The organism is Sedimenticola selenatireducens DSM 17993, assembly GCF_000428045.1.
GTDB lineage: Bacteria > Pseudomonadota > Gammaproteobacteria > Chromatiales > Chromatiaceae > Sedimenticola > Sedimenticola selenatireducens.
Genome location: NZ_ATZE01000001.1, coordinates 225,497 through 238,837, shown reverse-complemented (window position 1 = coordinate 238,837; position 13,341 = coordinate 225,497). Strand labels below are relative to the sequence as shown.

Sequence of the window (13,341 nt, the reverse complement as noted above, 5' to 3'; positions counted from 1 at the left end):
GAATGAGGTCGATAGTCAGATAGTACTCAGTTCGGACTATCCGCCCTCTTTACGGGTGCGATCACATCAAACGACCGACCTCCTTCGAATTCAAATCGAAAACTGACGGTATCTCCGGCATTGAGTGGGGCCGTCGGCATCATCAGCATCAAATGGTAGCTACCGGGCTCAAACACCAATACCCCGTTTGCAGGAACTTGGACGCTTTCCTGGCGAACCATGCGGGCAATACCGTTTTCCACTTCCGTCCGGTGTATCTCCACTTTCCGGAACTCCGGACTGCTAACATCGATGAGCATAGCCGCACGATCCGTGGTATTCCTGATCTGGAGATAACCGGCCAGCATCGAGGCCATGGGCGGCGCTTCCCGAACCCATTGGTTTTCTATCTGATAGGATGGCTCTCTGGCTGCAATCGCATTACTGGCGAATGAGAAGCAGAGCCCAGCGAATAAAACCATTATGTTAAAGTTCATATCTGCTTTTCCAGAAATGCTCGCATGGATTGAAAGCGCGATGTGATACTTTCCACCTCCAGCGGCGCGGAAAAAACGCCCACCAGGCGAGCCGATGGGTCAATCAGCATCACTGAAGCAGTATGGTCGACCAGATAGCTCCCACTGTCGTCGGGAGCAGTCCGTTCATGCAGAATACCGAGTTGACGGGTAAGCACATCCAGCTGTTCGAGCGCAGCAGTCGCCCCGACAAATGACTTGTCGAAATAGCCGACATATTGTTGCATGCGCGCGATCGTATCCCGTACCGGATCCACGGAAACGAATACGACCTGTACATCATCGTCCGCCCCTTTAGAACGCAGATTCTTTACCACACCGGTCAGTTTCGTTAGCGCTGTTGGACACACATCCGGGCACGACGTATAACCAAAGAACATGAAGGTCCAATGGCCTTTGAGCGAATCGATACTGAAAGTCTCATCCTTTGTTGATACCAGCTCAAATGGCGCCAATGGTTTCGGAGCGGGCCATAGAAAACCCAGAATCTCCGGCCCCGGCGATTTTCTTTCATTGAATGCCTGGGAAACCACGAATCCCGCTGCTGCTGCGGTAAGAAGAAGGACTATAACAAGTGGGTATGAAACAGTTCCCCGACTTAGGCGCAAATTTCTCAAGTCCCTCCCTCCGCAATAGCCTGTTCAACAGCCTCTGAAAGCTCAGCATCCAAATCATGCAGATGAAGCTGGCGCCCGTTCAAGAAGAGTGTTGGGGTAGATTTCAATCCAAGACGGAGTGCCTCACTTTCGGCTTTTGCGATCCGATCTTGTGGAAACCGTGAGTTTAAACAGTCCTTAAACGCATCGACATCGATCCCCAGCTCTTTTGCAAACCCAATACCAGAGTCACGGTCCAATTTATTCTGCTGCTCGAAAGCGAGATCATGATAGGGCCAGAATTTTCCCTGTCGGTCCGCACATGCTGCTCCTTCGGCAACGGCTCTGGAAATTCCCGAGCGGTTTATCGGAAAATCCATATAAACCACCCGCACATCATTACCGTAGCGCTTGACAATCTGACTGATCGCGCTCGCTGCGGTCTTACAATGGGGGCACTGGTAATCTGCGAACTCAATGATGGTAACTTTCGCATTGGGATCTCCCTTGATGGGGAACCCTTCTATCGCAATCTTGACCTCGGGTGCGACAGGAGCTTGGAGCGCCAGGACAAAGGCGCGGCTACGCTTTGCTTCAGAGATAATCTCTACTCTCTTCTCCTCTTTTTCCCGTTGGACCAGCAACTCACGTAACTGGTCTTGCACCATATCGAGTGGATAGCCGATACGGGCCTTATTGCTTTCGTAAAACATTTCGATGTCCGCATCATCAGGTGCCGGAACTGCGAGGGTTTCTTTTTCAATTCCTTCCTTGGTTTTGCCGGATTCCACAGCCCTTCTTTCAATCTCGAGTTCCAGCACTGCCGAGTCGATGACATTGATTCGCTCTTTATAATATTTGAGCTTCGCATCATAGAGCACCTGCTTCAGCGAGTCCGACAAGTCAGATTCCCTGTACTCAACTCCATCCAATTTGAATATTGTTGGAGATAACTCTGCGTTGTTGTCGGTCTCCGATGACCAAGCAGACACACCCATTCCCATCAGTATTATTCCAGCACCAATAATCACAGTGCGAATTATCCTTAAATCTCTCAACATCTATTTCTCTCTTCCACCAGGGTGGCATGTCATTAATATTTAGGTTAGGAATCCGGTTATTCAGTTGAATCATAAGCGGTCGGGGCAATTCATCAGCTACATTTCAGTCCCGTTTCACATCCATCTTCGTCAAGGCATTTGCCATACTCAAGCTGCACAGTCGCATGGCTGATATGAAAGTGCTGCTTGAGACAGGCAAGAATATCGGTGAGTATCTGCTCCTGATTCGCGCTGTTCGTTATATGCGCATGCATCGTCATGACAGGGTGGCCGGATGTGAGAGACCAGACATGCATATGGTGAACATCATCCACCTCGGATACGGTCTGCAGGATAACCCGCTTCACTTCATCAGGCTCGAGATTGTCCGGCGTCCCCTGCATCAGAACGTGGCTCGATCGCCGCACCAGCATCCATCCACTGCGCAGGATAAGCAATGCGACAAACAACGACAGAATAGGGTCTATCGGCGTCCATCCCGTATAGAAAATAACGACCGATGCCACAATAGCCGCGACGGAGCCGAGCATATCTCCGATTACGTGAAGCAATGCTCCTTGAATATTCAGGTTCTCCTTATGTCCGCCATGCAGAATTCGAAAAGCGACAATATTGACCAGCAGTCCAACAATGGCTACTCCCATCATGACGCCACCAAGCACTTCAACCGGGTTATTCAGACGCTGAACTGCTTCAACCGCTATCCAGACAACAATGCCGACCAGGGTCACGCCGTTCACGAACGCGGCTAGCACCGGAAAACGGTGGTATCCGTAGGAGCGTTGCATGTCCGGCGGACGACGGGCTATACGGAAGGCAAGCCATGCCAAAGCCAGAGCAGCAGAATCGGTAAGCATGTGACCGGCATCGGCAAGCAGCGCTAACGAGCCTGCGATAACGCCACCAACAACCTCGACGACCATGAAGCCGATGGTCAGGAACATCGCCCGTGCCACGCGCCGTTCGTCGTCAAACGAGACCGCCCCCGCCCCATGGGAATGGTGGGAATGGCCAGAGTGCTCAGAATGGTGGGATGAATGAGAATGCATCTCGGCACCCAGGAAATGGTAGGCAAATGAATCGGACAGGGTTCATAATGGCATCGAATCTTTCTGTGTCGTGCTGTAGTCACACATTGGAAGCCCGATTATAATCACACATGAACACATGTTCAATTGTTATTGTTTAAATATGCCAGATCAACCGATAAACCCATCACCAATACCAGAGGTCAGCGAGGACCTCGCAACCGAACTCGCTGAGATGTTTCGCCTGATGGGAGACCCAAGCCGGCTCCGCATCATTCTCGCTTGCCTGGAGACACCGACGAGCGTGGGCGATATCGCCGTACACCTCGGCCTCTCCAACTCTCTCGTCAGTCATCATCTCCGCCTGCTGCGTGCAGCTCGTGTCCTCCGGGGGCAACGACGGGGAAAACAGATCTATTACTCTGCGGCGGATCAACACGTAAGCCGCGTGATCGCCGATATGCTGGAACATGTAGCCGAACCCGATTCTCATGATGATGAGTAGTGATAGATTTTCGGCTGTCGACTTCTTGAAGAATCAGATGAATCCGCTGCGCAATGCCAGCTTCCGCAAGCTTTTTGCAGCTCAAGTGATTGCCCTGATAGGAACCGGACGTCCTTTGCAAGACTTCACATAACCAAGCATTACTGTGCAGGACTATTCCCCGTAAAAATCACGCACACAGCAAACTCAGTGCCGTGGACTTTATTAACTCCCCGTCGTGGCTCGAATACTAATTCGACGTAGATACCCAATAATTCAGTGGTTAGAGTGGTGTAACCCGTGCCTGATAACGGCAATGCCTCAAAACTTCATTCAGAGACGGTTTGAAAACTGAGTTATTCAGGATCGACTACATAACTCCTATTCCAGCCCCGGTAAGCGCGTGCAACGTATATCGCACTTTTCTTTTTTTTCCTGTTTTTACAAATATCAAATCAATCCCGCCTACGGCTGCAATCACGTACGGCAGAAATTTGTAGAAGAGAGATTTGACTTGGAGTCCACTCCAACTTGTAAGCTACATACCACAGTGAAATCTCCCATCCCTGGCAGAAACATCTGCAAATTCGGAGCTGGTCTAACGAGGTGATGTGATGAAACGCCATCTGATAGTACCGGTGTTGTTGCTCTGGAACCTGGCCACCCTGGCCGCGGGAAAACAGTACGCCCTGCAGGTGGACGGGCTCGCATGCCCCTTTTGTGCCTACGGAATCGAAAAGAAGCTCGGCGCGATCGAAGGCGTGGTGAAGCTCCACGTTGACATCCAACAAGGACGTATCCTGGTCACGATGACCAAAGAGGCACAGCTATCGGAACAAACTGCCCGGGAAAAAGTGAAAGACGCCGGCTTCACGCTACGTTCATTCTCGCGGATAGCAGAGGGGGAGTGACATGAACGAAGCACGCGCAGACCGTGTGAACAAGGGCTGGTCGGCCACTCTGGCCGTCCTGTTGATCGGCACCGGAGGGTGGATCGACCGGGCCCGGGGCGCTCCTATCACCTTCAACACGGCGCTGCCTGTAGCCAAGGGCGAATTCATCGCCCGCGAACAGGTCGTCGTCAATCAGTCCGGCGACGACCCGAGCGGTTTGGACCGGGACCGACGCTCCCAGGCCGCCGTGACCGTCTTGGGTTACGGTGCCACCGGCAGGCTGGCGCTGTTCGGCGTGTTGCCCTACTTCGATAATGAACTGGATGTCGTGGTTGGCGGCCGGCGTGTGACGCGAAGCGCCAGCGGCTTTGGCGACCTCACCCTGTTCGGCCGCTACACGCTGGTTCAGCGGGACTGGCCGGGGCGTAACTTCCGGGTGGCGCCGTTCGCCGGCGTCAAAGCACCCACCGGCGACGACGATGAACGCGACGCCCTCGGCCCGCTGCCGCCCAGCGTACAGCTGGGCTCGGGTTCCTGGGATCCGCTGGTCGGCGTGGTGGCAACGTACCAGACGCTGGACTACCAGGTGGATACTCAGCTCAGTTATCAGGCCAACAACAAGGCCAACAGCTTCGAGGCTGGCGATGTGGCACGCCTCGACGGCTCAATGCAGTACCGGCTGTGGCCGCAAACGCTGACCACTGGTCTGCCCGATTTTCTCTACGGGGTAATCGAGGCCAACCTGGTACATCAGGGGAAAGACCGTATCAACGGAAGCACGGATCCCAACTCCGGCGGTACGCGACTGTTTTTGACCCCCGGCATTCAATACGTCAGCAAACGCTGGATTGTGGAGGGCACGGTACAGATCCCCGTCCTCCAGGATCTCAACGGCACGGCGCTGGAGAATGACTACATCGCTCGCTTCAGCATCCGCTTCAACTTCTGAACCGCAAGGAGAGCATAGTAACCATGAAATGGAGCAGCGCTCTGAAAGTGGCGGTTATGGTCGCGGGGAGTCTTGCGGGTGTTCTGGCGGTCGCCTGGTTCATCTGGGCGCCATCGCCGAGAGTGCCGTCCTATTCGCTCTTCGCAACTTGGGGCGAGCAGGGATCAGGACCGGGGCAATTCAACGAGCCCACCGGGATAGCAGTGCACGACGATGAGGTCTTTGTCAGTGACGCGCGCAACGCCCGCATTCAGGTATTCGATACTGAGGGGCATTTTAAGCGCCAGTTCGGCGGCAAGGACGACGAAACTAACCAACTTGGCCGGCCGATGAACCTCACTGTCCACCAGGATGAGCTCTACGTGGCGGACTACTGGAACGACCGCATCGAGGTCTTCGCCCTGGACGGCACACCGCGACGAAGCATCGGACGCGCGGGCAGCGATCCCGGTGAATTCAGTTCTCCGGGCGGTGTGGCCGTGGCCCAGAACGGCGATCTCTACGTGGCGGATTTCTACAACCAACGCGTCCAGCACCTGAAGCCGGACGGGCGTTTAGTCTCCCAGTGGGGGCAAACCGGAAAGATTGGCCTCTGGGCGGAGGAGTTCAACTACCCGACGGATGTCGCCGTCGCTTCGGATGGAACCATCTACATCGCCGATGGTTACAACGACCGCATCCAGGTGTTTGGGCCGGATGGGGAATTTCTACGCAAGTGGGGCGGCCCGTTCGGGATGAATATCCATGGGCCGTTCAACGGTTGGTTCGCCACCGTCACCTCTATCGCTCTGGGTCCGGATGGCAATCTGTTCGCCGCCGATTATTACTATGACCGGGTGCAGAAGTTCCTGCCCGACGGCACCTTTCTCACTGCCTTCGGTACACCGGCCACCGGTCCGGCCCACAGCGCCATCGCGGTGGACGTGGACAATGACAGCACAGTCTACGTGGCCAACTACGATGCCAATCGCATTGAGAAATGGCGACCCACGCGGCCTACCAATGTCCTGGAGTGAACTCCAGAGTTGAAACCCACTCCAACCGGTTGGAGATGACGGATATGACGATCAAGGTTGAAGTGTTCGCCTCGCCTAGCTGTGGCCAATGCGGCAGAGTGATCGACTTGCTGCGCCAACTGGCCAAGGAGATGAGCGCCGACCGGATCGATTGGCGGGAGGTCAATGTGGTTGACGAGTTCGATTACGCGGTTGAACTGGGCGTGCTTGCTACCCCCGCCATTGCCATAGATGGCCGACTCAGATTTACCGGCCTGCCTTCGATCAACGCGTTGCGCACTGAATTCGAACGATACCTCACTGCCGAACCGGGGACAAACAGCGCATGAGCACGGCACCATCAACGACTGAGCGAAGTTCGAAATCGCAGAACCACAAGCAGGATGCCGGCCAGTCCCAATATCGCATAGGTGAGATGTCGTGTCTGACCGGCCTCACTGCCGACACCCTGCGGTATTACGAGAAGATCCATCTGCTGCGACCGGTCAGCCGCTCGGCGTCCGGAATCCGTGCCTACGATGACCACGATCTTTCGCGACTGCGGTTCATCCAACGCGCCAAGGCGATGAATTTCTCCCTGGAGGAGATCGCCCGGCTTCTGGAGATGCGGGAGGATCCTCAACACGCCCGCGACGAGGTTCGCGAGTTGACGCACCGGAAGCTCGATGAAGTCGAAGGTCACATGAAAGAACTCGAAACCCTGCGCAAAGAGCTGACACTGCTGCTCAACCTCTGTCGCAGCACCGAGGCAGGTTGCCCGATCATCGAAGACCTGGATAGATCCTGATAGGAGATAGCCATGAGAACCATAGTTATCGGCATCGCTGCCTTTCTTGCCCTGTTTTTCATCGTGGCGGCAACGCTGGCGCAAATGGGTATGATGGGCGACAGGGGAATGATGCGGGGAGACGGAATGATGCGTGGCCAGGGCATGATGAACATGTCCATGATTCGTCATCGTTATGTGATGATGAATGGCGTAGGCAAAGCGTATGCGTCCAAAACGAATCCTCTGCCCCCCACACCAAGCAAGATTGCTAGTGGAGAATCCTTGTACACAGGCAATTGCGCGGCTTGTCATGGCGCCTCCGGCCGCGGCGACGGAGAAGCCGGGAAAAGCCTGAATCCACGGCCTGCCAACATTGCCGCATTCAGCAAAATGCCGATGGCGTCCGACGGGTATCTCTACTGGACGATTGCGGAAGGTGGTGCGCCATTGGGAACCGCCATGCCGGTATTCAAGGCCGTACTGAGCGAAGAGCAGATATGGGAAATCATCCTCTATCTACGAAGGCTGTGAGCGGCGAAGCACGTTTACGCGATTGATCAATTTGTGCCACGGCGCTGAAACGGGATGTTCAATAATAGACAATCCGGGTGACAGCCAGCAGCATGAGGGCAGTATGGAACGAACCATCGGACAACTTGCCAAAGCAGCCGGCATCAACGTTGAGACCGTCCGCTATTACGAGCGGCGTGGACTGGTGGCGCAGCCTGAAAAACCGGATGAAGGATACAGGTGCTACTCCGAAGAATCCCTGGACAGGATTCGCTTCATCAAACGTGCCCAGGAACTGGGGTTTAGCCTGGATGAGATAGAGACCCTGCTGGAAATCGATGAAGGCCAGTGCCGCGACGTACAGCAGATCGCAACTCACAAGCTGACTGTGATACGGCAAAAAATGGCGGATCTGGAACGCCTGGCCAGCGGGCTCGATGCCTGGATGCAGCGCTGCCAGTCGACACCGGACAATCAGTCCTGCCCGCTAATCCACACGTTGCTAGGGGATAACTCAAAAACTTGACTCCGTACTAAGGTACGGACTCTACACTCGTACTACGAATGAGAATCGAGTACGAGTACGAGTACGAGTATGCAAAAAGAGACACCCACCCTTCCGCTCATTGGCGGGATTGCAGCAGCGATAGGCGCCAGCATCTGCTGTGCCGGCCCGTTGGTTCTTCTTATGCTGGGCATCGGAGGATCCTGGGTCAGTGGATTGACCGCCTTCGAACCCTACCGTCCTATCTTCATTGGTGTTGTCGCTGTCATGCTCGCCTGGGCCGGCTGGCAACTCTATCGCCCGATAGCGCGATGCCCGGAAGGCAGTGTCTGCGCTTTACCCGCCACCAGGCGGCGCTATCGTCAGATATTTTGGGGTGTGCTTTTCATAGCTACCGTATTGGTGGCAAGCCCCTACTGGATCCCCCTGATTGTCTGAGGAGTTCAATATGAAACATCTTTTTCTGACACTGATGCTGGCAAGCCAGTTGACCGTACCCGTCTGGGCAACAGAGCGATCGATCACCCTCTCCGTTCCGGGAATGAACTGCCCGGTCTGTCCGATCACGGTGCGCAAGGCGCTGGAGAAAGTCGATGGTGTAAAAAGCGCTGAGGTGGACTACGACAGCATGAGCGCCACCGTCATTTTCGATGACCAGGTCACCGCAACCGAGGCATTGACGAAAGCCACGGAAAATGTGGGATACCCATCCACGGTGAGGCCATGAACCCGCCAAACCCAGATATTCTGCTGCGGGTCGGCGTGATTGGTACGGTCGTGGCCGCACTCTGCTGCTTTACACCGGTTCTGATCGTTCTACTCGGGGTGGTTGGCCTGTCGGCAATCTCGGGTTATCTGGATTATGTGCTGCTGCCGGCACTTGCCCTGTTTCTGGGCCTGACGATCTATGCCGTCTGGCGCCGCCGTCAGGCAGAAGAGTGTTGTACCCCAGCCCACAAAGGTGACGAGTCTTGATCAAAATTAAAATAGACGGCATGACCTGCGGGCACTGCGCGCAAGCTGTCAAAGAGGCATTAGATGCTCTACCCGGCATCCGGGCCGATGTCTGCTACGAGAGCGGGATGGCACGAATAGAGGCTGCTGATTCAATCGAAACCGAGCGAATACTCGAGGCGGTGGAGGCCGAGGGCTATGGCGCGCGCCTGCTGATCGATCACGAAGATACAACACAAACAAAGGACAACGCCGGCCTGAGGGTGGCGATCATCGGCACCGGCTCGGGCGCTTTTGCCGCAGCCATCAAGGCGGCAGAACTTGGAGCAAGGGTAACGCTCATCGAAGGCAGCAACCAGATCGGTGGCACCTGTGTGAACGTGGGCTGCGTGCCGTCAAAAATTTTGATTCGTGGCGCACACATCACGCACCTGCAAGCTAATCATGCCTTTACTGGCATTCCACTGAACCGTCCCTCCATTGACCGTGCTGCGATGGTTCGCCAGCAGCAAGACCGGGTCGAAGAGCTGCGCCACACCAAGTATGAAAACATTCTCGATACGCATCCCAACATTGAGCTGATCCGGGGCTGGGCGAGCTTTGCCGATTCCCACACACTGATTGTCAGCCACACTGACGGATCAGAGACAAGATTAAGCGCAGACCGGGTACTGATCGCGACCGGCGCTCGCCCCGCCATTCCCGGCATCCCCGGTCTGAAGGAGACACCCTACTGGACGTCGACCGAAGCGCTGGTTGCAGAACAGATCCCCAAGCACCTGGTGGTCATCGGCGCCTCTGTCGTCGCACTGGAACTGGCCCAGGCCTTTCTGCGTTTGGGTAGCCAAATCACCATCATGGCGCGCAGCACTTTCCTGTCGAAGGAAGACCCGGCCATCGGTACTGCTCTGGTCAATGTGTTTGAGGAAGAAGGTGCACGGGTACTGCTGCACACCCTCCCCGATGCGGTAGCGCATGATGGTAAGGAATTTATCCCTGAAACGAAAATCGGAAAGATACGATGCGACAGATTGCTGGTTGCCACAGGTCGTAAACCCAACACCGGCAGGCTGAGGCTTGAACAGGCCGGTGTTGCGTCTGGGCGCAACGGCGCCATTATTGTCGACAACCATATGCGCACCTCAGTTGAACAGATCTACGCCGCCGGGGACTGCACCAACCAGCCGCAGTATGTTTATGTCGCTGCCGCGGCGGGTACCCGCGCTGCCGTCAACATGACCGGTGGCGACGCCGCACTGGACCTGAGCACCATGCCCGCAGTGGTGTTCACCGATCCGCAGGTCGCAAACGTGGGGCTCACCCAAGCACAGGCAGCAGACCAGGGGATCGAAGTGGAAAGCCGTATCCTCGAACTGGAAAATGTCCCCCGCGCATTGGCGAATTTCGACAACCGTGGATTCATCAAGCTGGTGGCGGAAAAGGAGAGCGGCAGGATTCTCGGCTGCCAGGTGCTGGCCGCCGAGGGCAGTGAAATAATCCAGACGGCCGCACTGGCCATCCGTAACCGCATGACGGTACAAGGATTGGCGGATCAACTGTTCCCCTATCTTACCATGGTGGAAGGGTTAAAGCTCTGCGCCCAGACCTTCACCAAGGACGTTAAGCAGCTCTCTTGCTGTGCGGGCTGAAGGGTGCTTGAGGCGAGTTGTGATGCTGTTGATACACTTCCCCGATACGAGTACCCGCCAGTTATTGCCGTCCACCAGAATCACTCTTCGACCAACACGCTTAGAAAAACCTTGATAGCTCTAACGGAGGAACGCAGAAATGGCAGATGATCCACTCACCCATAACCAGGTGACTCAGGCGGCAACAATAACTACCTAAAGAAAGACTTGAATCAGTCGTTCAAAGGCTCCCTGTATTTGGTCTCATATCCCCCATCCAATCAGGCGCCGCACAACGAAGTTCGAGAAAACACATATTAATTAATCAAATCCAGGATAGATTTTCACGTTGCGATTGCTTCTCACGAGTTATTCGCAGGCTATTGGCGCCGCAGGCACACTGCCAGAAAACTGCCTATAGGGAGTTGATTTGGCAGGAAAGCTTCTATATTTCGGGCGATGGTACCGCCGGAAGGGAGAAAGACAGCCCAGCCTGCCTGGATATTAGGCGCCGGCGCCAATTCCCTGGTCCAGCACCGCACCTCGTCCAGCAGGTCCCAACGGGCACCTCGGTAACTGCCCCGCCCCCGTTTTCTTAACCACAACAGACTGTGCCGGTGCAACAGTCCGAGTACTACGGCTTGGCCGCTCACCCGCCACATCTCCCGTAGCGCAAGTATGGGATCGGACACGAAACAGAGACTGGTGACCGCCGCCACATAGTCGAAAGCAGCGTCAGCAAAGGGCAGCGCTTCGGCCTGTCCCTTGATGCAGCCGATCCGACCATCCCGCTGTCGGGCAAAGCGCAGGGCCAGAACGTCTGGATCCAGGCCAATGACACCGAGTCCGGTATCGGCGAAACGGCTGCTGAACCAGCCGGTGCCGCAGCCCACGTCGAGCAGTAGTCTGGCCGGATGAGGCCGTAACAAAGACAACATGAGGCCGAGTTCCTGCTCGGCTATCCAGGCCCCGCGCGGTGTCTCGTACCATGAATGATAGGCGGCAGGATCGACCAAGCCACTCGACAAGCCCGGAGATTCATTTTGAGAGCTCATCATGGCCCTCTCAGTTGATTCCTCTGTCACGTAACTCCTCCCGATACCGAACCTCTAGCGGAGTGGGATTGAAGGGATGCGTCGCGCTGATCCTGGCGATCCCCTCCTCGGGTTGCCCCCCAATAGGACCAAATCACCAGGTTTCTTTATCCTCCATGACGAAAGTCGGCCGAACCGACAATCGCCTGCGAAACACCTCATAGGAGATCGGCTCCTCGTTCTGGTAGCCGATGCGCTTGCGCCTCGCCTCGTCGAGCAGGTGATAGCGCACCACCGCCTCGACCGCCACAGCATCCGGTTCCCGGTTGCTGTCGAATTCCAGTGCGTAACTTCTGGATTCCTTGCGAGCCAGGCGATTATCCCAAAGATCGATAATGAACGGCCGCCACATGATCGTCCGCTTCAGGGTGTGCCGCTCCTGCTCCAGCACCTCACCCCGGCCATCGAGCAGGCGCAGCTCCACGGTCAGATGCCGGTCCGGCGTACCGGTGGGCACATAGTGATCTGCGCCGGAGTTGGTCAGCGTCAGCACAAAGCGTCGCTTCCCGTTCTTAGGCAGTGCATGCTCCTCCAGGGCAATCTTAAGGGCCTCCTTGACCATCTCCGGATCCTGTCCGCCGCGCCAGGTGTGGCGGCGGGCAAAACGGCGCTTGCCGCCTTCCACGAGTGGTCGTTTGACATCCGGCATGTGGCACTCGACGCAGCCTAGCTCCCCCAGATCCGAAACGGTCAGATCTCCTGACCGGTCCGATTGTTTTCCGTATCCCGCCCTGATCTCCGCCACGGTGCCGCATGGGGGCATGCGATAGAATGTATCCCAGCGCTCACCCTGTACTACATGGCACTGGATGCAGATGACGTTGCTGTCCTCCATGGTCTCGACCGGGTGATCTTCGTTCTCGTGGCCATAGGCGCCAAGGACGGTGCCGTTACGCACGTGACACCCGGAGCAGGTAACGCCCTCGTTCTGGAGCTTCGGATCGAAATCCGGATTCGGTGCGAGGATCGGGTCCCACTTCTCGCTGTCCCGAAAACCGAGCACCTTGTGCTCCTGCTGCCGATCGAGCGGAATGTGGCAGTTCAGGCAGATCTGCTGCGCGCCATCAAAGAGATAGTCCACCTGGTAATAGGGGTCCGTCCAGGCCTGGCTGTGGATGGAGCTGGACCATTCCAGATACTCTTCTTTATGGCATTCACCGCACTCTTCGGCGCCGAGCCCTTTGAGCCCTGCCGGAATCCTGCTGGAGTCGACCGGACGCTCGAAGGCCTCGGAGACCAGGAAGATGTTCATGGGCCGCACGAATCTCCAACCCAAAAATGCCAACAGTACAGCCAGGATGGACCAGACGATAAGGGTCTTTCTCTTCATGGGATTTTT

Annotated in this window: 18 protein-coding genes; 12 read left to right on the top strand and 6 right to left on the bottom strand. The window is 55.9% G+C overall.

All coding sequences use genetic code 11. The features are described from left to right. Window positions 1-26: 26 nt before the first annotated feature. The 4 genes from A3GO_RS25100 to A3GO_RS22005 form a co-directional block, all read right to left on the bottom strand. Window positions 27-461 (bottom strand): copper chaperone PCu(A)C, encoded by a 435-nt coding sequence (locus tag A3GO_RS25100; protein WP_281179355.1) that lies wholly within the window; start codon window positions 459-461, stop codon window positions 27-29. 11 nt (window positions 462-472) lie between these two features. Then, complete coding sequence (locus A3GO_RS22015) at window positions 473-1,048, bottom strand: SCO family protein (protein ID WP_051301707.1); 576 nt, start codon at window positions 1,046-1,048, stop codon at window positions 473-475. A gap of 80 nt (window positions 1,049-1,128) precedes the next feature. Continuing rightward, window positions 1,129-2,172, bottom strand: a complete 1,044-nt coding sequence (locus A3GO_RS25095; protein WP_084609634.1) for a DsbA family protein — start codon at window positions 2,170-2,172, stop codon at window positions 1,129-1,131. A 92-nt stretch (window positions 2,173-2,264) separates the two neighbouring features. Then, entirely contained in the window at window positions 2,265-3,128 is an 864-nt protein-coding gene (locus A3GO_RS22005; RefSeq protein ID WP_051301740.1) for a cation diffusion facilitator family transporter, read from the bottom strand. A gap of 211 nt (window positions 3,129-3,339) precedes the next feature. Here A3GO_RS22005 and A3GO_RS25605 point away from each other — a divergent pair, with 211 nt between their 5' ends. The 12 genes from A3GO_RS25605 (at window position 3,340) to merA (ending at window position 10,929) form a co-directional block, all read left to right on the top strand. Continuing rightward, window positions 3,340-3,705 (top strand): ArsR/SmtB family transcription factor, encoded by a 366-nt coding sequence (locus A3GO_RS25605; protein WP_084609633.1) that lies wholly within the window; start codon window positions 3,340-3,342, stop codon window positions 3,703-3,705. Window positions 3,706-4,298: 593 nt separating this feature from the next. Then, window positions 4,299-4,595 (top strand): heavy-metal-associated domain-containing protein, encoded by a 297-nt coding sequence (locus A3GO_RS0101165; RefSeq protein ID WP_037374379.1) that lies wholly within the window; start codon window positions 4,299-4,301, stop codon window positions 4,593-4,595. Window position 4,596: 1 nt separating this feature from the next. Beyond that, window positions 4,597-5,526 (top strand): transporter, encoded by a 930-nt coding sequence (locus A3GO_RS0101160; RefSeq protein ID WP_037374378.1) that lies wholly within the window; start codon window positions 4,597-4,599, stop codon window positions 5,524-5,526. A 23-nt stretch (window positions 5,527-5,549) separates the two neighbouring features. Further along, entirely contained in the window at window positions 5,550-6,542 is a 993-nt protein-coding gene (locus A3GO_RS0101155; RefSeq protein WP_029131839.1) for an NHL repeat-containing protein, read from the top strand. Window positions 6,543-6,586: 44 nt separating this feature from the next. Further along, complete coding sequence (locus A3GO_RS0101150; RefSeq protein WP_037374484.1) at window positions 6,587-6,871, top strand: thioredoxin family protein; 285 nt, start codon at window positions 6,587-6,589, stop codon at window positions 6,869-6,871. Beyond that, window positions 6,868-7,329, top strand: a complete 462-nt coding sequence (locus A3GO_RS0101145) for a heavy metal-responsive transcriptional regulator (RefSeq protein WP_084609631.1) — start codon at window positions 6,868-6,870, stop codon at window positions 7,327-7,329. The genes A3GO_RS0101150 and A3GO_RS0101145 overlap by 4 nt, the downstream gene beginning before the upstream one ends. 12 nt (window positions 7,330-7,341) lie before the next feature. After that, window positions 7,342-7,842, top strand: a complete 501-nt coding sequence (locus A3GO_RS25090; protein ID WP_051301706.1) for a c-type cytochrome — start codon at window positions 7,342-7,344, stop codon at window positions 7,840-7,842. Between the two features lie 103 nt (window positions 7,843-7,945). Next, window positions 7,946-8,347 (top strand): Hg(II)-responsive transcriptional regulator, encoded by a 402-nt coding sequence (merR, locus tag A3GO_RS0101135; RefSeq protein ID WP_029131836.1) that lies wholly within the window; start codon window positions 7,946-7,948, stop codon window positions 8,345-8,347. A 69-nt stretch (window positions 8,348-8,416) separates the two neighbouring features. Beyond that, complete coding sequence (locus A3GO_RS0101130) at window positions 8,417-8,764, top strand: mercuric transporter MerT family protein (RefSeq protein ID WP_029131835.1); 348 nt, start codon at window positions 8,417-8,419, stop codon at window positions 8,762-8,764. Window positions 8,765-8,774: 10 nt separating this feature from the next. Beyond that, window positions 8,775-9,053, top strand: coding sequence for a mercury resistance system periplasmic binding protein MerP (merP, locus tag A3GO_RS0101125; RefSeq protein ID WP_029131834.1), 279 nt, complete (start codon window positions 8,775-8,777; stop codon window positions 9,051-9,053). Continuing rightward, window positions 9,050-9,301 carry a mercury resistance system transport protein MerF gene (gene merF / locus A3GO_RS0101120; RefSeq protein WP_029131833.1) on the top strand — a complete coding sequence of 84 codons (252 nt, stop codon included), beginning with the start codon at window positions 9,050-9,052 and terminating at the stop codon, window positions 9,299-9,301. The genes merP and merF overlap by 4 nt, the downstream gene beginning before the upstream one ends. Then, window positions 9,298-10,929, top strand: coding sequence for a mercury(II) reductase (gene merA / locus A3GO_RS0101115; protein WP_029131832.1), 1,632 nt, complete (start codon window positions 9,298-9,300; stop codon window positions 10,927-10,929). The genes merF and merA overlap by 4 nt, the downstream gene beginning before the upstream one ends. 359 nt (window positions 10,930-11,288) lie before the next feature. Here merA and A3GO_RS0101110 read toward each other — a convergent pair whose 3' ends face one another. Together A3GO_RS0101110 and A3GO_RS0101105 are read right to left on the bottom strand one after the other, a co-directional pair. Next, window positions 11,289-11,966 carry a class I SAM-dependent methyltransferase gene (locus A3GO_RS0101110; protein WP_245621633.1) on the bottom strand — a complete coding sequence of 226 codons (678 nt, stop codon included), beginning with the start codon at window positions 11,964-11,966 and terminating at the stop codon, window positions 11,289-11,291. A gap of 130 nt (window positions 11,967-12,096) precedes the next feature. Then, the gene (locus A3GO_RS0101105; RefSeq protein WP_029131830.1) at window positions 12,097-13,332 is read right to left on the bottom strand and encodes a multiheme c-type cytochrome; all 1,236 of its coding nucleotides are present in this window, start codon (window positions 13,330-13,332) and stop codon (window positions 12,097-12,099) included. Between the last annotated feature and the right edge of the window lie 9 nt (window positions 13,333-13,341).